27 protein-coding genes are annotated in these 19002 nt (G+C 58.9%); 21 read left to right on the forward strand and 6 right to left on the reverse strand.

The window, feature by feature from the left end:
• Positions 1-82: 82 nt before the first annotated feature.
• Both ED236_RS04915 and ED236_RS04920 read right to left on the reverse strand, forming a co-directional pair.
• The gene (locus ED236_RS04915; RefSeq protein ID WP_123236841.1) at positions 83-316 is read right to left on the reverse strand and encodes a hypothetical protein; all 234 of its coding nucleotides are present in this window, start codon (positions 314-316) and stop codon (positions 83-85) included.
• Between the two features lie 57 nt (positions 317-373).
• Positions 374-661: a hypothetical protein gene (locus ED236_RS04920; RefSeq protein WP_123236842.1), complete on the reverse strand. Its 288-nt coding sequence runs from the start codon at positions 659-661 to the stop codon at positions 374-376.
• Positions 662-777: 116 nt separating this feature from the next.
• Here ED236_RS04920 and gndA point away from each other — a divergent pair, with 116 nt between their 5' ends.
• The 4 genes from gndA to ED236_RS04940 all read left to right on the forward strand — a co-directional run bounded on the left by gndA (position 778) and on the right by ED236_RS04940 (position 3594).
• Positions 778-2289 carry an NADP-dependent phosphogluconate dehydrogenase gene (gndA, locus tag ED236_RS04925; protein ID WP_123236843.1) on the forward strand — a complete coding sequence of 504 codons (1512 nt, stop codon included), beginning with the start codon at positions 778-780 and terminating at the stop codon, positions 2287-2289.
• A gap of 87 nt (positions 2290-2376) precedes the next feature.
• The gene (locus ED236_RS04930) at positions 2377-2727 is read left to right on the forward strand and encodes a hypothetical protein (RefSeq protein ID WP_123236844.1); all 351 of its coding nucleotides are present in this window, start codon (positions 2377-2379) and stop codon (positions 2725-2727) included.
• A gap of 24 nt (positions 2728-2751) precedes the next feature.
• A complete protein-coding gene (locus tag ED236_RS04935) occupies positions 2752-3126 on the forward strand; it encodes a bleomycin resistance protein (RefSeq protein WP_123236845.1) in 375 nt (124 codons plus the stop codon).
• 27 nt (positions 3127-3153) lie between these two features.
• The gene (locus tag ED236_RS04940; RefSeq protein WP_123236846.1) at positions 3154-3594 is read left to right on the forward strand and encodes an MOSC domain-containing protein; all 441 of its coding nucleotides are present in this window, start codon (positions 3154-3156) and stop codon (positions 3592-3594) included.
• 19 nt (positions 3595-3613) lie between these two features.
• Here ED236_RS04940 and ED236_RS04945 read toward each other — a convergent pair whose 3' ends face one another.
• Both ED236_RS04945 and ED236_RS04950 read right to left on the reverse strand, forming a co-directional pair.
• On the reverse strand, positions 3614-4651 hold the full coding sequence (locus tag ED236_RS04945; RefSeq protein WP_240032038.1) for a S1 family peptidase: 1038 nt from the start codon (positions 4649-4651) through the stop codon (positions 3614-3616).
• 68 nt (positions 4652-4719) lie between these two features.
• A complete protein-coding gene (locus ED236_RS04950) occupies positions 4720-5973 on the reverse strand; it encodes a methyltransferase (RefSeq protein WP_123236848.1) in 1254 nt (417 codons plus the stop codon).
• Positions 5974-6170: 197 nt separating this feature from the next.
• On the opposite strand from ED236_RS04950, the gene pqqA reads away from it, so the two are divergent.
• The 4 genes from pqqA to ED236_RS04970 all read left to right on the forward strand — a co-directional run bounded on the left by pqqA (position 6171) and on the right by ED236_RS04970 (position 9063).
• Positions 6171-6242, forward strand: coding sequence for a pyrroloquinoline quinone precursor peptide PqqA (gene pqqA, locus ED236_RS04955; protein WP_123236554.1), 72 nt, complete (start codon positions 6171-6173; stop codon positions 6240-6242).
• Positions 6243-6596: 354 nt separating this feature from the next.
• Positions 6597-7646 (forward strand): MBL fold metallo-hydrolase, encoded by a 1050-nt coding sequence (locus ED236_RS04960; protein WP_205125641.1) that lies wholly within the window; start codon positions 6597-6599, stop codon positions 7644-7646.
• 63 nt (positions 7647-7709) lie between these two features.
• Positions 7710-8057 carry a PepSY domain-containing protein gene (locus ED236_RS04965; protein ID WP_240032039.1) on the forward strand — a complete coding sequence of 116 codons (348 nt, stop codon included), beginning with the start codon at positions 7710-7712 and terminating at the stop codon, positions 8055-8057.
• Between the two features lie 109 nt (positions 8058-8166).
• Positions 8167-9063, forward strand: a complete 897-nt coding sequence (locus ED236_RS04970; RefSeq protein ID WP_123237122.1) for an SdiA-regulated domain-containing protein — start codon at positions 8167-8169, stop codon at positions 9061-9063.
• Here ED236_RS04970 and ED236_RS04975 read toward each other — a convergent pair.
• The gene (locus ED236_RS04975) at positions 9049-10308 is read right to left on the reverse strand and encodes a putative Na+/H+ antiporter (protein ID WP_123236849.1); all 1260 of its coding nucleotides are present in this window, start codon (positions 10306-10308) and stop codon (positions 9049-9051) included. The genes ED236_RS04970 and ED236_RS04975 overlap by 15 nt on opposite strands.
• A gap of 128 nt (positions 10309-10436) precedes the next feature.
• On the opposite strand from ED236_RS04975, the gene ED236_RS04980 reads away from it, so the two are divergent.
• Both ED236_RS04980 and ED236_RS04985 read left to right on the forward strand, forming a co-directional pair.
• On the forward strand, positions 10437-10628 hold the full coding sequence (locus ED236_RS04980) for a YqaE/Pmp3 family membrane protein (protein WP_123236850.1): 192 nt from the start codon (positions 10437-10439) through the stop codon (positions 10626-10628).
• A 12-nt stretch (positions 10629-10640) separates the two neighbouring features.
• The gene (locus ED236_RS04985) at positions 10641-11060 is read left to right on the forward strand and encodes a secondary thiamine-phosphate synthase enzyme YjbQ (protein ID WP_123237123.1); all 420 of its coding nucleotides are present in this window, start codon (positions 10641-10643) and stop codon (positions 11058-11060) included.
• Between the two features lie 60 nt (positions 11061-11120).
• On the opposite strand, the gene ED236_RS04990 is transcribed toward ED236_RS04985, so the two are convergent.
• Entirely contained in the window at positions 11121-11549 is a 429-nt protein-coding gene (locus ED236_RS04990; protein WP_123236851.1) for a CBS domain-containing protein, read from the reverse strand.
• 110 nt (positions 11550-11659) lie between these two features.
• Between ED236_RS04990 and ED236_RS04995 the strand changes: the two genes are divergently transcribed.
• The 11 genes from ED236_RS04995 to ED236_RS05045 all read left to right on the forward strand — a co-directional run bounded on the left by ED236_RS04995 (position 11660) and on the right by ED236_RS05045 (position 18972).
• Positions 11660-12166, forward strand: a complete 507-nt coding sequence (locus ED236_RS04995) for a MarR family winged helix-turn-helix transcriptional regulator (protein WP_123236852.1) — start codon at positions 11660-11662, stop codon at positions 12164-12166.
• A 106-nt stretch (positions 12167-12272) separates the two neighbouring features.
• Positions 12273-12665, forward strand: coding sequence for a YybH family protein (locus ED236_RS05000; RefSeq protein ID WP_123236853.1), 393 nt, complete (start codon positions 12273-12275; stop codon positions 12663-12665).
• Between the two features lie 54 nt (positions 12666-12719).
• Positions 12720-13637, forward strand: coding sequence for a DMT family transporter (locus ED236_RS05005; RefSeq protein ID WP_123236854.1), 918 nt, complete (start codon positions 12720-12722; stop codon positions 13635-13637).
• A 71-nt stretch (positions 13638-13708) separates the two neighbouring features.
• A complete protein-coding gene (locus ED236_RS05010) occupies positions 13709-14434 on the forward strand; it encodes a YebC/PmpR family DNA-binding transcriptional regulator (protein WP_123236855.1) in 726 nt (241 codons plus the stop codon).
• 35 nt (positions 14435-14469) lie between these two features.
• Positions 14470-15006, forward strand: a complete 537-nt coding sequence (gene ruvC / locus ED236_RS05015; RefSeq protein ID WP_123237124.1) for a crossover junction endodeoxyribonuclease RuvC — start codon at positions 14470-14472, stop codon at positions 15004-15006.
• 82 nt (positions 15007-15088) lie between these two features.
• A complete protein-coding gene (gene ruvA / locus ED236_RS05020) occupies positions 15089-15661 on the forward strand; it encodes a Holliday junction branch migration protein RuvA (RefSeq protein WP_123237125.1) in 573 nt (190 codons plus the stop codon).
• 4 nt (positions 15662-15665) lie between these two features.
• Entirely contained in the window at positions 15666-16703 is a 1038-nt protein-coding gene (gene ruvB / locus ED236_RS05025) for a Holliday junction branch migration DNA helicase RuvB (RefSeq protein ID WP_123236856.1), read from the forward strand.
• Positions 16691-17110, forward strand: coding sequence for a tol-pal system-associated acyl-CoA thioesterase (gene ybgC / locus ED236_RS05030; RefSeq protein ID WP_148042252.1), 420 nt, complete (start codon positions 16691-16693; stop codon positions 17108-17110). Before ruvB ends, ybgC begins: the two co-directional genes overlap by 13 nt.
• A gap of 11 nt (positions 17111-17121) precedes the next feature.
• The gene (gene tolQ / locus ED236_RS05035; protein WP_123237126.1) at positions 17122-17796 is read left to right on the forward strand and encodes a protein TolQ; all 675 of its coding nucleotides are present in this window, start codon (positions 17122-17124) and stop codon (positions 17794-17796) included.
• Between the two features lie 2 nt (positions 17797-17798).
• Entirely contained in the window at positions 17799-18200 is a 402-nt protein-coding gene (gene tolR, locus ED236_RS05040) for a protein TolR (RefSeq protein WP_123236858.1), read from the forward strand.
• A gap of 7 nt (positions 18201-18207) precedes the next feature.
• Positions 18208-18972 (forward strand): energy transducer TonB, encoded by a 765-nt coding sequence (locus ED236_RS05045; RefSeq protein WP_123237127.1) that lies wholly within the window; start codon positions 18208-18210, stop codon positions 18970-18972.
• Positions 18973-19002 lie beyond the last annotated feature (30 nt).

Below are 19002 nucleotides of genomic sequence, written 5' to 3' on the forward strand. Positions count from 1 at the left end.
TTCCTCGGCACCTTATTTTGCTTGGTGGCTTGGTTTCCCCGGCAGCTTGTCCCGTCTGCGCCTGCTGCTAGTGAACCCGCTTTCAGCCCTGCCTTTGGGTTTGATAGTGCGTGTCAGGCAGGCGCATCACCTTGTCTATGCACAAGCGCGCCAGTGCCCAGGCACGGTCTTCGCGCAGCGCGGCTTTTTCAGCCTCGCTGAACGGCAGGTAGCGGGCACCGTGGGTCAGTGAATAACGTGTGGAGGCTTCCGGATTCAGGTAGGCCACGACCACGTCCTGTACACGTTCCTCACGGTTGAAATAAAGCGATGGCATGGAAGGTTCTGCTATGGCAAAAGTCAGGAATCCATTATGGCTCAAACCGCTGGCGGCTTAAAGCGGAGTAGTGGGTGCTTGGCGGTTCAGTTTGCTCAATTCAACTGCGATGGCCATCAACTCGGCACGATGATCGTCAAAATCCTCGAACTTTTTGTCGGTTCTGGAGTACCAATAGCGACTGTTCCATGCATCACCTTCGATCTTGTGCAACACGGCGTGCAGCCAATTCGCCAGGGGGTGGCTGGAATCCTGGGCGATCTGGTGAGCCAGATCCCAGTCGTCCGCCAGTGCGGCATCGACAGCGCGACGCAGTGAGTCAGCTACAAAATCAGTGGATTTCATGAAGGAGTCTAAGCTGTTAAATAAATGACACAAAACACATTTTTATCATGTTTCATCGCTAGTATAATAGTGCTGTTCTTCACCAATATCGTTTATTCCCAACATTTGAGAGTCCTATGAAAACTGACAACGCCGATATCGGCTTGGTAGGTCTGGCCGTCATGGGCCAGAACCTCGCACTGAACATCGCGGATCATGGTTACAACATCGCTGTGTTTAACCGCGATCCAGGCAAGACCCGTAAATTCATCGAAGAAGCCAAACAAAGCGAACCATCCCATGCGCGTCTGCTGCCGTTCGAGGATCTGGCGTCCTTCGTACTCAGTATCAAGCGTCCACGCAAGATCGTGCTGCTGGTCAAAGCCGGTAGCGCGACCGATGTCACCATCAACGCGCTGGTGCCGTTCCTGGAACAGGGCGACATCATCATCGACGGTGGCAACTCCCTGTGGACCGACACCATACGCCGCGAGAAAGAGCTGCGCGCCAAGGGCATCGAGTTCATCGGCTCCGGCGTCTCCGGTGGCGAGACCGGCGCACGTTTCGGCCCATCGCTGATGCCAAGTGGTACCCGCATGGCCTGGGCGTCGCTGGAACCCATCTGGCGTGACATCGCCGCCAAGGTGGATGCCGTGACCGGTGAACCGCTGGAAGGCGCTGCCCCAGGCAAGCCGATCGAAGGTGGCTTCTCCTGCACCGAATACATCGGTCCTGACGGTGCCGGCCACTACGTCAAGATGGTGCACAACGGCATCGAATACATCGACATGCAGCTGATCTGTGAAGCCTACTGGCTCATGAAGAATCTGCTGGGCATGGAAGCCGACGAGATCGGCAAGGTGTTCGAAGAGTGGAACCAGGGCGAACTATCCAGCTTCCTGATCGAGATCACCGGTGACATCCTGCAACAGAAGGACCCGGTCGGCCCAGGCTTCCTGGTCGACAAGATCCTCGATACCGCAGGCCAGAAGGGCACTGGTCAGTGGACCGCTGCCAATGCGCTGGAGCTGGGTGCACCCGCCAACGCGATCGCCGCGGCTGTGTACGCACGTGCACTGTCCAGCGTGAAGGAAGAGCGCGTCGAAGCCAGCAAGATCCTCAAGGGCCCGGTCATCAAGACCGAATCCGACAAGCAGGCCATCATCGAAGCGATCAAGAACGCACTGTATTGCTCCAAGATCTGTGCCTACGCACAGGGCTTCCAGCTCATGGACAAGGCGCAGGTGCAGTACAACTGGAAGCTGAATTTCGGCGAGATCGCCCAGATCTGGCGCGGCGGCTGCATCATCCGCGCACGCTTCCTGCAGAAGATCACCGACGCTTATGCCTTGAACTCGCGCCTGAAGAACCTGATGCTGGACCCGTACTTCACCCAGGCCATGAACGAAGGTCAGGAAGGCTGGCGTAAAGTGATCGCGCTGGCGGTCACCAACGGCATCCCGGCACAAGGCTTCAGTGCGGCACTGGCGTACTACGATGGTTATCGCAGCGCGGTGTTGCCAGCCAACCTGTTGCAAGGCCAGCGTGACTACTTCGGTGCGCACACCTTTGAGCGTGTGGATCAGCCGCGTGGCAAGTTCTTCCACGTGGACTGGCCGGATCCTGCACGTCCACAACTGGATGTGTAACCAGGCAGTTAGAAACTGATAGACTACAGGGCGCTTGCGGGCGCCCTGTCCTTTTGTGTCGATTCCGAGTTTAGATTGCGAGATCCCATGCTGCTTAATTCCATCAGTATCTCCCTAGTTGCCGCTTTACTGCTGAGCGCTTGCGGTACCGTCAAATCACTGAATCCGTTCAAGGAAGAGCGCATCGATCCGGACCCGGTCGCGCCTGCCAATTCCATCACCTATCAATGCGAGCAGTTCAAGCGCTTCTACGTGCGCAAGCTGGACAAGGAAAGCAATGCGGTCTGGCTGATCCTGCCGGATCGTGAGCTGCGTCTGGAGCGTACCGGTACCGATCTGTACAGCAACGGCATCGCCGTGCTCAACACCAGCCCGGAGGCTGGCAGCCTGAGCGATGGCGCCTTGCGTTATACCGGCTGCAAGATCGCTGGCAAGTAAGCCTGCCAAGTTAGCGCGGCGAACATGACCACTACCACAGCTTTTGTAAGTGCCACACCGGTGCTGGCTTCGTTGGATATCGCGCGCTCCGTCGCCTTTTTCGTTGAGCAGCTTGGCTTCGCGCAGGTGTATCTGCAGCAAGGCAGCTATGGCATCGTGGAGCAGGGCGCGGTGCAGCTGCATTTCTGGGCCTGCGCAGATAAACGTATCGCCGAAGCTACCGGCTGCCGCATCCGCGTGGATGGCATCGAAGCGCTGTATGCGCGCTGTGTAAACGCAGGCATCGTGCACCCGCATGCCCCTCTGGCCGAAACACCCTGGAGCACTCTGGAATTCGCTATTCTGGATCCGGATGGCAATCTGGTGACCTTTCACCAGGCCATGGCAGATGCAGTTTGATATCGCAAACCCGGTGCAGCAGGCCAGATGCAACAAACAACAGATCTACGCGCGTTGACCAGCCGTTTCCCGCACCCGGGGCGGTTGGAGTTGATCCTGCTGCGTCCAGAACGGCGCAGGCCTGTGCTGATCGCGGCATTTCTGGGCCAGGCCGAGGTGGACCCCAGGCTGCTGCGACGCAATCTGCTGGTATCCGGTTTGAATCTGCTGGCAGCACGCAGCTTGTTCCAAGACCAGCCCTTGCGGCTGCAGATCGGGCAGGCCGTGCTGGAGATCACCGGCCCATGCGAGCCATGTTCCCATATGGAAGAAGTGCTGGGGTCAGGCGGCTACAACGCCATGCGTGGTCATGGCGGGCTGAATGCGCGCATCGTGCAAGGCGGCACCCTCCGTTGTGGGGATGCAGTGCGCTGTCTGGCCTTGCCGCCCGTGGTGACGGTTGCGGCGCAGGCCAGCCTGAATCTATAGCGATTGCGCTAGCGTTGACTCATTGTGGCTGGGAACGCACGCTTTCCGCCAAGTCAGCATCCAGTGATTCCAGTCTGGTCATCAGACTGGCGTATCCACCAGTATCCCCTTCCTGTCGGGCCAGGCTGGCCAGCGCCGCGATGCTGCTGGCGTGTTTGGCGTTGTATTGCAGGGCCGTGGCATAAGCCGGTTTGGCCAGGCTGGGTTCGCCCTGCTGTTGCAGTGCCAAGGCCCGGTAATAGTGGGCTTCGGCATTCAATGGCTCGGCTTGCACCCAGGCGGCAGCGATCTGCTGTACGCTTTTCCAGTCTTTGTTCTGCATGGGGATCACCACCTGCATCAGGAACGGCCGATCTGCCGGTGGCGCATCCCAGAAGGGGCGTGTGCCGTCGCTGACCTTGAGTTGTTCTTGATCACTCGCCAGCAAGGTTTTGAGCCAGTTGACGCCCACGGCGTAAAAATAGCTGTTGCGCCCCGGACTTTTGAAGGTGCTGAGGCCGATCAGCTCGCCCTGTTCGTTGAACACCGGGCTGCCGCTGGCACCCAGCACAAAGGAGGTGGAGACGCGCAGGATGTGCCCATCGTCCAGCGGATATATGGCCTTGATGTTGCCGAAGGTGGTTTGCGGCTTGGGTGGTCCGCCTGGAAAGCCGATCGAGAAGATGCCCTGTTCGTACTCTAGGTGCGCGCTGTCGCCCAGCGGTACTGGCTTGAATGGCAGGTATTTGAAACGCAGGATGCAGATGTCATGGCGCCAGTCTTCCTTGATGGCCACCGGGCTATGCGTCTCGCCGGAGGCCGCGATATTGATGCCGCTGGCACTGCCCAGCACATGGCAATTGGTGGCCACATGGTTCTCCGCGACTACTACGCCGGACCCCACACCCTGGCCGCCGTCACGCGTCACGGTATGGATCTTGACGATGGAGCCTTTCAGTTTGTATACCGCCTCGGGCTTGGGTTCCGCGGCAGCATGGGCGCTGCACACCAGGCTGAAGGCGAGAAGCAAGGCGGCAAGCATCGTTGTGAGTGTATGGTCAGCGCTATCTTCAGGCATGTGCTCTCCGCGTGTTGTCATCTTTGACCTGTAAATTCAGGCATTACCGGCTTGTGACATTGCCAAGTTTATTTTAGTGCCAGCTTCCACAACGAGGTGAGCTCGCGACTGCGTGCCTGATGCAGCGGATCATCATGATCCTGGCTTTTGGGGTGCTGAGGCCGGGTATCCAGCCGTTGCATCACCTGCAAGCCAGCCGTATCTATCCAGTCCAGCAGTTGAGCGCGATCACGCAGGCCCAGATGCTCGGCGATGTCGGACAGGATCAACCAGCCTTCACCGCCAGGCAGCAGGTGCGCTGCCAGCCCGGCAAGAAAACTGCGCAGCATGCGACTGTCCGGGTCGTAGATGGCGTATTCCACCGGTGCGCTGGGGCGTGCCGGGATCCAGGGCGGATTACACACGATGAGTGCCGCCTGTCCGTCCGGGAACATGTCGGTTGCCAGCAACTGCACCTGCTGTGTGTACTGCAAACGTTGCAGGTTGTCGGCCGCGCAGGCCAGCGCGCGAGGGTCCTGATCGGTGGCGATCACCTTGCTGATGCCACGCTTGGCCAGCATGGCCGCCAGCACGCCGGTGCCGGTGCCGATGTCGAACGCCAGACTGTGCTGCTGCAAGGCGGCGGGCAGCGCGGCTTCTGCAAGCAGGGCCACATACTCACCACGCACGGGGGAGAACACCCCATAGCGCGGGTGGATCCTGCCGTTCAAGGCCGTCACCTCCACGCCCTGCCGGTACCATTCATAAGCGCCTGTCACGCCCTGCAGGGCGCGCAGGGACACGGCGCCGGGCAGGACCGCCTCGCAGTTTGTCTGCTCTTCATGGCTAGTTTGATCTTCACTGCTGGCCTGATTGTGGCTGGCCGTTTGGTGACTCGTTTGATAGGGGCCCCACGCTGCCTCGCAGGCGGCCTGCACATCGGGGGCACGTCGCAAGGGGATGTGGTAATCCTGCTGCAGCGGGATCAGCAGCATCCCCAAGGTGTTGGCGCGTTGTGCCTGCGATTGACGGTGCTGGTGGAAGGCCTCTGCAGGGTTGTCATGGTGGATGGCCTTGCGTTTGCTTGCACGGCTGTCCATGCGTCTGGCCATGGCTTGTAGCAGCTGGCGCGCATTGTGATAATCGCCTTGCCAGAGTAGCGCGGTGCCGCTGCTGGCCAGCCGGAATGCCTCATCGGCACTGAGGCGGTCATCGACCGCCATCACGCGTTTGGGTCCGGGCGCGGATTTATCTGAATACCAGCGTGCCTTGCGCAGCCGGGATGCGCCGTCGGGGGTGGTTTCAGTCCACTGGATGCAGGGGGTGGTGGTGTTGGAGGGCATGCGGTTTGTATCCGGGCTGTTTGTATAGACTCAGCGTGTAAACCAGCCTGTGTTCATGGAAATCCGCATGGGGGATTCATGAATGCGGGCGTGTGGCGCCAAGACGAAGTTGCCATAATGCACTCACACCACGCACTTGCACCAGTCTGTAGAGCGCGGTGCTGAAAAACTTTCCAATCTTGTTTAGGAGAATCATCATGTGGACCACCCCAGCTGCTACCGAAATGCGTTTTGGCTTTGAAGTGACGATGTACGTTTGCAACCGTTAAGGTTGCAAACAAAAAATAGCGCAACCGTTAAGCTTGCAAACAAGCGATAGCGCAACCGTTAAGCTTGCAAACAAGCGACAGCGCAACCATTGAGCTTGCGAACAAGCAATAGCGCAACCGCCAAGCTTGCAAACAAGCAATAGCGCAACCGCTAAAGTTGTAAGCAAGAAACAGCGTTACGGTCAAGCTTGCAAAGATCGTGACAAAAGGGGGCGTAAGCCTCCTTTTGTCATTTCAGCAGGGCTTTACAGCAGGCCCTGACAACGGTCTCTTTTGTGGGCACATGTTTTGTGTGCAAACCAGCTGGGCTATACTGCAGTCATGCCAATTCGACCGCCATCCTGTTTCGTTCTGTTGCTGTTTTTGGCCTGCAGTGCCTGCACCCACCTCAATCCGCATTACGACGCCAACAAAGCGCATCACCGTGTCGATGGGTTCAGTAATAACTACCTGCCTCCCATCAACGTGCCGTTTTCCGACATCGTGCGCTGGTACCGTGAAAGCAAGGGCAAACCAGCCGCTCCGTCGCAGTTCGTGCAGGGTTATCACTTTCCGCTGGTGAAGACCGACACGGCGTTCCTGCGCAGCAATCGTACACAAACCACCTATACCTGGATCGGGCATGCCAGTGGGCTGGTGCAAATGGGCGGCATCAATCTGCTCACCGATCCGATCTTTTCGGAGCGCGCCTCGCCTTTTTCCTGGCTAGGGCCCAAACGCAAGACGCCGCTACCGTTTCCGCTCAGTGAGTTGCCGCATATCGAGGTGGTGGTCATCTCCCATAATCACTATGACCATCTGGATCTGCCCACGCTGAAAGCGCTCAGCAAGCAGCCTGGAGGTTCGCCTTTGTTCCTGGTGCCGCTGGGCATGCAAAGCTGGATGAAGGCGCAGGGTCTGGCGAACAGCCTGGAGCTGGATTGGTGGCAACAGACCGAGCTGAACGACGTGAAGCTGACCTTCGTGCCTGCACAGCACTGGTCGGCACGCGGCCTTGGTGACCGCAACCGGGTGCTGTGGGGCGGCTGGGTGGCGCAAGCGCCGAACTTCAGTTTCTATTATTCCGGCGACACTGGCTATTCCGCTGATTTTGCGGACATCGGTAGCCGCTTCGGCGGCTTCGATCTGGCCACCATCCCGGTGGGGGTGTACGAACCGCGCTGGTTCATCAAGAATCAGCATGTGAATCCAGAAGAGGCGGTGCAGATCCATCGTGATGTGAAAGCTCGCCAGTCCATCGGTGTGCACTGGGGCACCTTCGAGCTTTCTGATGAGCCTCTGGATCAGGTGATGGGCGACCTGCCCGCTGCCAGGGCCAGGCTGGGTGTGGCAGATGAGGCGTTCTTGCTGTTGCGCCATGGCGAGACACGCATCTTCGCTGGCCATGAGCGCCCTTCGCCATAATTCATGCTGAATTAAGTTTGACTGCCTAGAGTGTGCTTACCACCACATTCAAAGGAGTACATCATGACCCGTATGAACACCATGCTCAAGGCCGACTTCAAGCCGGTGCGATCCATGCTGCTGGCAGGCTTGCTGGCGACTGCCAGTCTGGGCCTTGCCCATGCCGATGACGACCCAGCCAAGATGCAGCGCATCATCGAGGCGGCTGGCCTGATCAGTGTCGAGCAAGCGACAGAAAAAGCCCTGGTCGCCAAGCCAGGTACTGTGATCGAAGTCGAACTGGAGGATCGCAAATGGCCCAAAGGCTGGGATTATGAGTTCGAGATCGTCGATGCGGCCGGTGTCGAGTGGGATGTGGACATCGACGCCAAAACCGGTGAAACCCGCAAGGTCAGCCGCGACTGGTTCTAAGGTTATGGTTGCTCTACAGACCCGCTCACCGCTAAGGTGAGCGGGTCTGATGATTTCTGGCATCCTGATTGCTTCACACACGACCATCTATACGAGCAAGTGCAAGGCCATGCGCATAACACCATTCCTGATCATTTCCTTGGTACTGGCACTGCCAGCCGCTGTCTATTACTGGCGTCTGGAGGCCTTGCTCTGGTATGGCTGGCACACGTACACGGCAGAAGCGCCTGCGGATGCCTTGCAGCTGCAGCATTACCAGGTGGTCATCGAAGGCGCCAGGATCGAAGGTCTGGCGGATGATGTTTCCGGCTTGACCCACAACCGCCATACCGACACCTTGTTCACAGTGTTGAACCGCGAGCCGGTGGTGGCGGAGTTGTCACTGGATGGCAAGGTGTTGCGCAAGATGCTGGTACATGGCGTGAAGGACATGGAAGGCATCACACATGTATCGGCTAATTTGTACGTGCTCGGTGACGAGAACGGCCAGCGATTGTTCGAGGTGGAGATCGACCAGGACACGCGCGAGATCGACGTAAGCGCGGGCCGCGAGATCTCGCTGGATTTCGAAAAACGCAGCGTCAACAAAGGTCTGGAAGGCGTGTCCTGGGACGACGCAGGGCAGCGCCTGCTGGTGGTGAAGGAGCGTGACCCCCTGCGTTTGCTGTCCGTCGAAGGCTTGCTGGAGCGCGCCCATGTGATGCGCATCAAGAACCTGCAGGCCCCGGTTGACGCCCTGATCGGCTTGCGTGACCTGTCCTCGGTGACCGCAGACGATAACGGCCATTTCGTGCTACTCAGTGACGAATCAAAGCTGGCCGTAGAATTTGACACCGCCATGCAACCGGTCAGCATGCTGGCGCTGTGGGCAGGCTTTCACGGTCTGCACCGCAATGTGCCACAGGCCGAGGGTATCACCATAGGCACGGACCGCAGCGTGTATATCGTCAGCGAACCCAATCTGTTCTATGTGTTCAAGCCGCCTGCCGGGTCACAGCAGGAATAGCAGCCCCGCCACCAGTGTGGGCAGCAAGGCCCCCAGCAGCAAGCCCAGCGCACCGATGGAATTGTCATTGAAGCCTGCTTTCAGCAGGGCCACCCCGGCCGGGTTGGGGGCATTGGCGATCACGGTCAACCCGCCACCTGCGACCGCACCCGCCACCAGCATGTACTTGGCTTCATCCGAAATCCCCACGATCAGCGAACCCAGATAGGTCAGCGCGGCATTGTCGGTGATGGCGGTCAAGCCCAGCGCGCCAAAGAACAGTGCCAGCGGTTCCAGGCTGCTGACGATGGGTTGCAACCACCACTGCTGCATGCCACCCAGCACCACCAGCCCGGCCAGGAAGAAGCCGACCAGCAGGCCCTCCTTGAGGATGAGGGGGTTCTGATAGCGCTTGTAGGCTTGTGTGTAGCCGATGAAGAACATGAACAGGCCCATGAAGATCACCGGGTGATGCGCAAACATCACGACGCCGGCCAGAAACAGCAGATGCACGCCACTTACCAGCCAGGGCACGGCCTTGTCCTTGCTCACATCCTTGGCGGCCTGTATGTGTTTGCGCAATAAAAAAGTCACCACCGTGGCGTTGATCAGCACCGCGATCGCCGCTTTCCAGCCGAAATTGGCCGCCATGAAGGCGCTGTCCCATTGCCAGGTGGCTGCCACCATCAGCACCGGCGGTGCGGCGAATGAGGTCAGCGTGCCGCCTATGGAGACATTGACGAACAGGACTCCCAGTGCGCCATATTTGAGCCATTCCGGCACGCCGCGACAGAAGATCTGCGGTGCCAGCATCAGCGCTGCCAGGGTCATGGCAGCAGGCTCAGTGATCAGCGAGCCCAGCAAAGGCACGGCCGCAAGCCCCAGCCACACCAGTGCGGTAGTAGTGGGGATGGGCACGATATTGGCGGTGATGGCCATGGCGCTGCGCACGAATTCCAGCACCGGGCGCGAGGCGGCTACCACCATCACCACGAATACGAACAAGGGCTCGGTATAATGCCGGGATTCGGCGTACGTGATCGCGTCTGCCCCGCTACCGACCACCGCCATCATGACGATCAGCACCATGGCCCAGAAGCCGAACACCACTTCCACCTCGCCTAGCAGATGGAAGATGCCACCGTGGGCAGGGTAGCGGTGCGCAAGGATCTCGAACGATTTGGCGCCGAAGGTGTGCAGCAGGGCAATGACAAACAAGACCAGACTGATCAGTTCTAGTGTGGATACAGTGACGGAGGCGGTCATGGTGATTCCTGATAAGTGGTGTATGAATTATCGCACGATGTGCTGGCAGTGACGACCTGGCATGGCTGGTACTGGTCAGGCGTGCTGTGTAGAATCGAGATCAGCTTACTGTAGATTGGAGATGTGACATGCGTTTGTTATTGGCAATTTTCCTGCCCTGGCTGCAGTTCTTCACCATTGGCCGTCCTATCGCTGGCATCATTTGTCTGATCCTGCAAGTCACGCTGATCGGCTGGATCCCGGCGGCGATCTGGTCCGTGTATGCACTCAGCGAATACAACACGGACAAGAAGCTGGACCGCCTGCGTGGCGGTGATTGAGCGGAGATGACCATGAAAAGTTATCGCAAGGAACTCTGGTTCAATCCGCCCACGCGCGTGGCCTTCATCAACATCACCGGACAGGTGCAGGAATGCTTGCGTGAAAGTGGTGTGCGTGAAGGGTTTGTGCTGGTGAACGCCATGCATATCACCGCCAGCGTGTTCATCAATGATGACGAGCGCGGCCTGCATCATGACTACACCCAGTGGCTGGAAAAACTGGCACCGCATGAGCCCATCAACAGTTACCGCCACAATGACACCGGCGAAGACAATGCCGATGCGCACATGAAGCGTCAGGTGATGGGGCGTGAAGTGGTGGTGGCGATCACCGAGGGGCGTCTGGATTTTGGCCCTTGGGAACAGATCTTCTACGGTGAGTTCGATGGCCGCCGTAAAAAGCGCGTGCTGGTGAAGATCATCGGCGAATAGTCGCTGTGACCATGTTGTGGTTTGAGCCTATCCGCCATGAGACGGGCTCAAACCGCGGATCTAACCCTGGATGTAGCTTTCCAGTTGCTTGATCAGAAACTGCTGGTAGGCGATGGTCTCCTTGACCAGATCGCCTATGGACAGGATGCCGACCAGCTTGCCGTCATCCACTACGGGCAGATGGCGGATGCGACGCTCCGACATCAGGTTCATGCATTCTTCCACGGTCTGGTGGGAGGTCACCGTGACCAGCTGTGTGGACATGATCTCTTCCACGCGCGTGGTCTTCGAAGATTTACCTTTGACGATCACTTCACGCGCATAGTCGCGTTCCGACAGGATGCCGACCAGTTTGCCGTCATCGACCACGGTGATGGCCCCGATGTGCTTTTCAGCCAGGATCACCAGTGCTTCATAGACCGTGGCCTGGCCTGACACCGAGTAAACCGCATTGCCTTTGGTTTCCAGCAGTTGATGGACGGTTTTCATGATGGCCTCCTCAATGTCGTTGTTGTTTTAAACAAAAATATACACCTTAATTTCCATGGGCTAAAGCAAAGCTTGACATTGTTAGCTTCCTAACTATAATGTGGCTAACTATGTTGCAATTACGTGACCTTCCTACGCCGGAAACCCTGCAGAAATTCGCGCAGCGCTACCCGGAAGCTGACATCAGCGCCATCTCCAGCTTTCTGCATCTGTTGCGTGTGGCGACCGACCTTTCCAGCGCGCTGGACGAATGCCTGCAGCGCCATGGCTTGTTGCAAGGCCGTTGGTGGGTGTTGATCCTGCTGATGCGTGAAGAGAGCCTGTCATCGATGCCGTCTACACTGGCAGACAAGGCCGGTGTCACACGCGCCACCATGACCGGTCTGCTGGACGGGCTGGAACGCGATGGGCTGGTGGAGCGCATCTTCGACGCACAAGACCGCAGGCGTGTGTCGATACGCCTTACCGCCAGTGGCCAGGCCAGGCTGGATCAGGTGATGCCGGATTATTACTCCCGATTGCGTCTGTGCATGGCGGGCCTGGATGAAGCGCAACGCGCCCAGTTGCAAGCCATGCTGGGGCATATCGCCAGCAATGTGGACGCATTCACGCGTTAGGCGTTGTTGTTGGCCAGCGTTTGCGCCATGTCCTGAAAACACCGCTTTATTGCCTCAATGGTTAGCTGGCTAATTATTTTATTTGTTTGATTCAAAGGAGAGCATCATGAAGATCGATAACGGTAATGTCGAACTGCAAGCCCAGTTCAGCGAGATGAATGCCCAGTGGGATGCCGCGTTCAACAGCCAGCAGGCCACGCTGGTAGCGTCGTTCTATGACGACGAAGCGACCGTGCTGCCGGCAGGTGCTGCGCAAGTGAGCTGCGGAAAATCCATACTGGAATTCTGGACCAATACCCTGGCGCAGGGCATCGTCGACCACAAGATCGAGCTGATCGAAGCGGGCGGCGATGAGCAGTTCGCGTTCCAGCGTGGTCTGTGGAGCGCCGCAGCGGTGGACGCACAAGGTCAGCGTCAGCAGTTCAGCGGCAATCTGCACCTGCTGTACCGCAAGCAGCCCGAAGGTGGCTGGAAGATCTTCACTCATATCTGGAACTGAGCGGGAAGTTGTCGCCAATTGGGACGTAAGCACCGAGCAGAAAGTCAGCAATAGATGGCCTGGAAGTCAGAGACCGTGCGTGCCTTTGCTGCACTGTTGTTGTTGACCCTGTTGTGGGGCTACAACTGGGTGGTGATGAAAGGCGCATTGCAGTATGCCGGTGCATTCCAGTTCGGCGCCTTGCGCACCTTTATCGGTGCCTTGTGCCTGATGGCCCTGCTGCTGGTGTTACGCAGGCCGCTGCGTCCGCGCGAAGTGCCTACCCTGATCGTGCTGGGTATCCTGCAGACCTGCGGCTTCACCGGCCTCATCATCTGGGCGCTGGTGGAAGGCGGCGCAGGCAAGACTGCCGTGCTCACTTATACCATGCCCATCTGGGTGCTGCTGCTGGCTTGGCCTCTGCTGGGTGAGAAGGTGCGTGGTGCCTGGCAATGGCTGGCGGTGATCTCCGCGTTGACCGGCCTGTTGTTCATCCTGGATCCGCTGCATCTGGGCGCCGACATGTTCAGCATGATGCTGGCCACGCTGGGCGGCGCGTTCTGGGGCTTGTCGGTGATCGTTGCCAAGAAGTTGCACAAACGCGCGCCCGATCTGGATCTGCTGTCACTGACGGCCTGGCAGATGCTGTTCGGCTCACTGCCGCTGGTGGCGGTGGCGCTGCTGATCCCCGCACCCCCTATCCAGTGGACTGCGGGCTTCATCGGCGCCGTAGCCTTCAATGCGGTGCTGTGCAATGCGCTGGCCTGGCTGCTGTGGCTGTATGCCTTGCAGCGTCTGGAAGCCGGTGTGGCCAGCATGGCCTCCATGCTGGCGCCGGTGATCGGCGTGCTGGCCGCCTGGCTGCAACTGGGTGAGGTACCAGTCCCCAGTGTAGCGTTCGGCATGCTGTTGATCGGTGTGGCGCTGGTGATCATCTCAGTGCAGACCATGCGCCTGCACAAGGCAGTGGAGCCTGCCATGGGGCAGGATTGAACCCGGTCGGGCTTATCTGCTTCAAGCGCTATGGTAGAATCCGGGCAGTTACGAATTGAAGGGTTCTACACATGGCAGGTCATTCCAAATGGGCCAATATCCAGCACCGCAAAGGCCGTCAGGATGCCAAGCGCGGCAAGATATTTACCAAGCTGATCAAGGAAATCACCGTGGCGGCCCGCCTGGGCGGCGGTGATATCAATTTCAACCCGCGCCTGCGCGCTGCGGTGGCTGAAGCCAAAGAAGAAAACATGCCGGCCGACAACATCACGCGTGCCATCAAGCGGGGTACCGGTGAGCTGGAAGGCGTGAGTTACGAAGAGATCCGCTATGAAGGCTATGGCATCAACGGTGCCGCCATCATCATCGACTGCCTCACCGACAACAAGCAGCGTGCCGTCGCCGATGTGCGCCATGCGCTGACCAAATACGGTGGCAATCTGGGTACCGATGGTTCGGTTGCCTTCCTGTTCACGCATTGTGGCAGCCTGGTGTTCGAGCCAGGCACCAGCGAAGACGCGGTACTGGAGGCAGCGCTGGAAGCCGGTGCGCAGGACGTGATCACCGACGATGACGGCAGCGTGGAAGTGCTGACCGCCCCGGCTGATTTCAGCGCTGTCAAAGAGGCGCTGGAGCAGGCCGGCTTCAAGGCGGTGTTTGCAGAAGTGACCATGAAGCCGGGCAACGAGACCGTGTTCACCGGTGACGATGCCGTCAAGATGCAGAAGTTGCTGGACGCGCTGGACGATCTCGACGACGTACAGGACGTTTACACTACCGCCGTCATCGAGGGCTGAATGCAGTCCGCGGCTGACACCCTGTCGGCAACATGATGCGTATCCTCGGCATAGACCCTGGCCTGCGTTGCACCGGGTTTGGTGTCATCGAAAAGGTCGGCGAACAACTGCGTTATGTGACCAGTGGCGTCATCAAGACGGCAGCGGCCAAGGGTGAGGACACCGAAGATCTGCCGGCCCGCCTCAAGATCATCCTAGCAGGCCTGCAGCAGATCATCCAGTTGCATCAGCCTGAGCAGGTGGCGGTCGAAAAAGTCTTCGTCAACGTCAATCCGCAATCCACCTTGCTGCTGGGTCAGGCGCGCGGTGCCGCCATTTGTGCGGCCGTGCTAAATGACCTGACTGTGGCAGAATATACTGCATTGCAAGTCAAACAAGCGGTGGTCGGCAATGGCCACGCTGCCAAGGAGCAAGTACAGGAAATGGTCAAACGTCTGCTCAATCTGCCCGCCGCACCCCAGGCCGACTCGGCTGATGCGCTGGCCTGTGCCATCTGTCATGCGCACGGCGGGCAAGGCATGGGCAAGCTGGCTACCGCTGGTTTTCGTGTGCGCGGCGGGCGTCTGGTATGAAGTCACTTCTGTCCTTGGCCATGTTCCGCGCTGAAACATCAATGATGAAACGCCTGTTCAGTCCGGTGATGAGGTGCGTGCCGTGATCGGTCGTCTCAGTGGCATCCTGCTGGAAAAGACCCCGCCCCATGTGCTGCTGGATGTGCACGGCGTGGGCTACGAATGCGAAGTCTCCATGAGCACCTTCTATGCATTGCCTGCGGTCGGCGAAAAACTGGTGCTGCTGACCCAGTTCATCGTGCGCGAAGATGCACAATTGCTGTACGGTTTTGGTACGGAACGGGAGCGTGCCACCTTTCGCCAGTTGCTCAAGGTCAATGGCGTAGGTCCCAAAATGGCGCTTGCCATCCTGAGCGGCCTGTCTGTCGATGAGCTGATCCAGACCGTGGCCATGCAGGATACCGCCATGCTGACACGTGTGCCCGGCGTCGGTAAAAAGACCGCTGAGCGCCTGTTGCTGGAACTCAAGGATAAATTCACAGTCGGTCTGATTATGCCTGCTGCACCACAATCCGCCGAAGGCGATGTATTGAGCGCTTTGGTCGGCCTGGGCTATCAGGAACGCGAGGCGCTGGCGGCCGTCAAGTTGCTGCCCGCCGATGTCACCTTGGCGGATGGCATCCGCCTCGCCCTTAAATCGCTGACCAAGCGCTGAGCCCATGATAGAAACCGACCGCCTGATCGCCGCCAACCCGCTGAGCCAGCAGGAAGAGGCGCTGGAACGCGCTTTGCGTCCCAAGGTGCTGGACGAATACATAGGCCAGGAAAAAGCGCGTGGCCAGCTGGAGATCTTCATCCATGCGGCGCGTGGTCGTTCCGAGCCGCTCGATCATGTGTTGTTATTCGGCCCGCCCGGTCTGGGCAAGACCACGCTGGCGCACATCATTGCCAAAGAGATGGGCGTCAATCTGCGTCAGACCTCAGGCCCGGTGCTGGAGCGCGCCGGTGATCTGGCCGCCTTGCTGACCAATCTGGAGCCCAACGATGTGCTGTTCATCGATGAGATCCACCGTTTGAGCCCGGTGGTGGAAGAGATCCTCTACCCGGCCATGGAAGACTACCGGCTCGATATCATGATAGGCGAAGGCCCGGCCGCACGTTCGGTGCGCCTGGATCTGCCGCCGTTCACGCTGGTGGGCGCCACCACACGTGCCGGCATGCTCACCAACCCCTTGCGAGACCGTTTCGGTATCGTGTCACGTCTGGAGTTCTACACTGCAGACGAGTTGGCGCGGATCGTGCATCGTTCTGCAGGTCTGCTGGAAGTGCCCATGGTGGACGCCGGTGCTTTGGAGATCGCGCGGCGTTCGCGCGGCACACCGCGTATCGCCAACCGGCTGCTGCGCCGTGTGCGTGACTATGCACAGGTCAAGGCCGATGGCGTGGTCACGTCCGATATCGCGGACGCTGCCCTGAAGATGCTGGACGTGGACAAGCTGGGCTTCGACCTGATGGACCGCAAGCTGCTGGAAGCGGTGCTGGAGAAGTTCGGTGGTGGTCCGGTGGGGCTGGATAATCTGGCCGCGGCCATCGGTGAGGAGCGTGACACCATAGAGGATGTGCTGGAGCCCTACCTGATCCAGCAGGGCTATCTGATGCGTACCCCACGTGGCCGGGTGGCCACGCGGCTGGCCTATCAGCATTTTGGTCTGGCCTTGCCGGACAGCCTGGCCTCGGGAGAGTTATGGCAACAGTGAATGCGTTCAGCTGGCCGGTGCGGGTCTATTATGAAGACACGGACGGCGGCGGTGTCGTTTACCATGCCAATTATTTGAAATACATGGAGCGCGCGCGCACCGAATGGTTGCGTCGGCTTGGTTTTGAGCAGACCGCGTTACGCACCGGGCAGCATGTGCTGTTCGTGGTGCGGCACCTGGACATGCGTTTTCAGTTGCCGGCCGTATTCAACGATCTGGTAAACGTGCATACCCGCTTGCTGCAGGTGGGGCGCAGCCTGCTAGTGTTCGAGCAGCGCATCGTGCGTGACGATGTGCTGCTGACGCTGGCCCGTGTCGAGGTGGTGTGCGTGCATGCGCAGCACTTCAAGCCCGTCAGCATTCCCGCTAATATCCGACTCATATTGAATCAAATGGAGCTTGCATGAACTTGACTGACATACAACCTGCCGCCGACATGTCCATCGTGTCGCTGGTCACTGGCGCCAGTGTGCCGGTGCAACTGGTGATGCTGTTGCTGTTGCTGATCTCGCTGGCTTCCTGGTGGTACATCTTCATCAAGGTGTTCGTGTTGCGCCGGGCTTCTGAAGAAGCCGAGGATTTTGAAGAGACTTTCTGGCATTCCAGTGATCTGGATCAGCTTTATCAAGGATTGACTGCGGGGCGTCGCACGCCCAAGGGCATGGCCAGCCTGTTCGAAGCGGGCTACCGCGAATTCAGCCGCTTGAAACGTCAGGGCGGCCTGGATGCCACGGTGACCACTGAAAGCGTGCGCCGTGCCATGCGCGCCGCTTATAACCGCGAGATGGATCATCTGGATGCCCATCTGCCTTTCCTCGCATCGGTGGGTTCAGTCAGCCCTTATATCGGTTTGCTGGGTACGGTGTGGGGCATCATGAATGCGTTCCTCGGCCTCTCCAACGTAGCGCAGGCGACACTGACCCAGGTGGCGCCTGGCATCGCGGAAGCGCTGATCGCCACGGCGATCGGCCTGTTCGCTGCCATCCCGGCGGTGATCGCCTATAACCGCTTCGCTTCCTCGGTGGACAGGCTGGCGATACGTTACGAAAGCTTCACCGAAGAATTCACCAACATCCTGCACCGCAAGGCCTGAGCATGCGCAGCCAACGCAAACGCCGCATGATGAACCAGATCAATGTGGTGCCATATATCGATGTGATGCTGGTACTGCTGGTCATCTTCATGGTGACCGCGCCCTTGACCAACCCCGGTGTGGTGGAGCTGCCACAGGTGGGTCAGGCCCTCAAGCAGCCGAGTGCGCCGCCACTGGTGCTTAGCGTCAAAGCCAACAAAACGCTGTGGCTGGACGGCAAGGAGATGCCGCGCGATGAGCTGTTGTTCGCCATCCGCACTGCGCTGGAAAAGGATCCGCAGCGTTCCGTGGTCATTGCGGGCGATAAGAACGTCAAGTATGACGATGTGATCGGTGTGATGGACCTGCTCAAGCAAAACAAGGTGGAAAAAGTCGGCTTGCTGTTGAAGCCGGCAGGTGGCTGAGGTCGTGATGATACGTCAACGTGAACAGGCGCTGGCGGCACGCGCCGGTGCCATGGCTATCGCGGTGCATGCACTGTTGCTGCTGGTGCTGGTGTTCAGCTTCAACTGGAAGAACGTGCAGCCCATGAACGTGGCCCAGGTGGAGCTGTGGGACAGCCTGCCGGAACCAGTCCCTGCCCCCAAGCCGCTGCCCGAGCCTGCGCCTGTGCCGCCTGTCCCGGAAGTGAAGCCTGAGCCGCCACCGCCAGTCCCCGAGCCGGAACCGGAGATCGTGATCAAGCCTGAGCCACCCAAGCCGGAAGTGAAGCCAAAAGAAAAGCCCAAGCCGGAGAAGCCCAAGCCTGACCCTGCCGTCAAGCAGCGGGAAGAGGAAAAGCGCAAACTGGAAGAGTTGCAGAAGATGTTCGCTGAAGAAGACAGGGCCACTCAGCCCGCGCCCGCCAAGGCGGCCCCGGCAGGGCCCACGTCCGCAGCGAATGCGGGTGAAGTGGATAAGTACGTGGCCAGGATACGTGAAAAGATCCGTGGTAATGTGAATAAACAGTTGTGTGGCGAAGGCCAGCCCGAGCTGGAATTCCAGATCGCCATCCTGCCAACAGGGCAGCTGAGTCGTGACCCGGTGATGCTCAAGGGCAGTGGTAACCCCGCGTGCGATCAGGCGGTGGACCGTGCCATTCGGGCTTCGGACCCTTTACCCGTGCCGAACGACCCCACCTTGTTCAGCAATTTTCGTAACCTGAAATTGAAATTTAGTCCTAACGGCGGCAGCTAGTTTGTTAGAATGGTGCCTGCGACTTGGTAT

The sequence above is a fragment of the Pseudomethylobacillus aquaticus genome, assembly GCF_003730115.1.
Classification (GTDB): domain Bacteria; phylum Pseudomonadota; class Gammaproteobacteria; order Burkholderiales; family Methylophilaceae; genus Pseudomethylobacillus; species Pseudomethylobacillus aquaticus.

Bases quoted from the DNA above. Each gene is read 5' to 3' on its own strand.
- ED236_RS04975 (WP_123236849.1), bottom strand. From the start codon at position 10,308: ATGACCGCCTCCGTCACTGTATCCACACTAGAACTGATCAGTCTGGTC.
- ED236_RS04940 (WP_123236846.1), top strand. From the start codon at position 3,154: ATGCAACAAACAACAGATCTACGCGCGTTGACCAGCCGTTTCCCGCAC.
- ED236_RS04920 (WP_123236842.1), bottom strand. From the start codon at position 661: ATGAAATCCACTGATTTTGTAGCTGACTCACTGCGTCGCGCTGTCGAT.
- ED236_RS04995 (WP_123236852.1), top strand. From the start codon at position 11,660: ATGTTGCAATTACGTGACCTTCCTACGCCGGAAACCCTGCAGAAATTC.
- ED236_RS04915 (WP_123236841.1), bottom strand. From the start codon at position 316: ATGCCATCGCTTTATTTCAACCGTGAGGAACGTGTACAGGACGTGGTC.
- ED236_RS04950 (WP_123236848.1), bottom strand. From the start codon at position 5,973: ATGCCCTCCAACACCACCACCCCCTGCATCCAGTGGACTGAAACCACC.
- ybgC (WP_148042252.1), top strand. From the start codon at position 16,691: ATGGCAACAGTGAATGCGTTCAGCTGGCCGGTGCGGGTCTATTATGAA.
- ED236_RS04930 (WP_123236844.1), top strand. From the start codon at position 2,377: ATGCTGCTTAATTCCATCAGTATCTCCCTAGTTGCCGCTTTACTGCTG.
- ED236_RS05045 (WP_123237127.1), top strand. From the start codon at position 18,208: ATGATACGTCAACGTGAACAGGCGCTGGCGGCACGCGCCGGTGCCATG.
- ED236_RS04935 (WP_123236845.1), top strand. From the start codon at position 2,752: ATGACCACTACCACAGCTTTTGTAAGTGCCACACCGGTGCTGGCTTCG.
- ED236_RS05010 (WP_123236855.1), top strand. From the start codon at position 13,709: ATGGCAGGTCATTCCAAATGGGCCAATATCCAGCACCGCAAAGGCCGT.
- ED236_RS05005 (WP_123236854.1), top strand. From the start codon at position 12,720: ATGGCCTGGAAGTCAGAGACCGTGCGTGCCTTTGCTGCACTGTTGTTG.
- tolR (WP_123236858.1), top strand. From the start codon at position 17,799: ATGCGCAGCCAACGCAAACGCCGCATGATGAACCAGATCAATGTGGTG.
- ED236_RS05000 (WP_123236853.1), top strand. From the start codon at position 12,273: ATGAAGATCGATAACGGTAATGTCGAACTGCAAGCCCAGTTCAGCGAG.
- ruvC (WP_123237124.1), top strand. From the start codon at position 14,470: ATGCGTATCCTCGGCATAGACCCTGGCCTGCGTTGCACCGGGTTTGGT.
- ED236_RS04970 (WP_123237122.1), top strand. From the start codon at position 8,167: ATGCGCATAACACCATTCCTGATCATTTCCTTGGTACTGGCACTGCCA.
- ED236_RS04980 (WP_123236850.1), top strand. From the start codon at position 10,437: ATGCGTTTGTTATTGGCAATTTTCCTGCCCTGGCTGCAGTTCTTCACC.
- ruvB (WP_123236856.1), top strand. From the start codon at position 15,666: ATGATAGAAACCGACCGCCTGATCGCCGCCAACCCGCTGAGCCAGCAG.
- ED236_RS04945 (WP_240032038.1), bottom strand. From the start codon at position 4,651: ATGCCTGAAGATAGCGCTGACCATACACTCACAACGATGCTTGCCGCC.
- ED236_RS04990 (WP_123236851.1), bottom strand. From the start codon at position 11,549: ATGAAAACCGTCCATCAACTGCTGGAAACCAAAGGCAATGCGGTTTAC.
- ED236_RS04965 (WP_240032039.1), top strand. From the start codon at position 7,710: ATGACCCGTATGAACACCATGCTCAAGGCCGACTTCAAGCCGGTGCGA.
- ED236_RS04985 (WP_123237123.1), top strand. From the start codon at position 10,641: ATGAAAAGTTATCGCAAGGAACTCTGGTTCAATCCGCCCACGCGCGTG.
- gndA (WP_123236843.1), top strand. From the start codon at position 778: ATGAAAACTGACAACGCCGATATCGGCTTGGTAGGTCTGGCCGTCATG.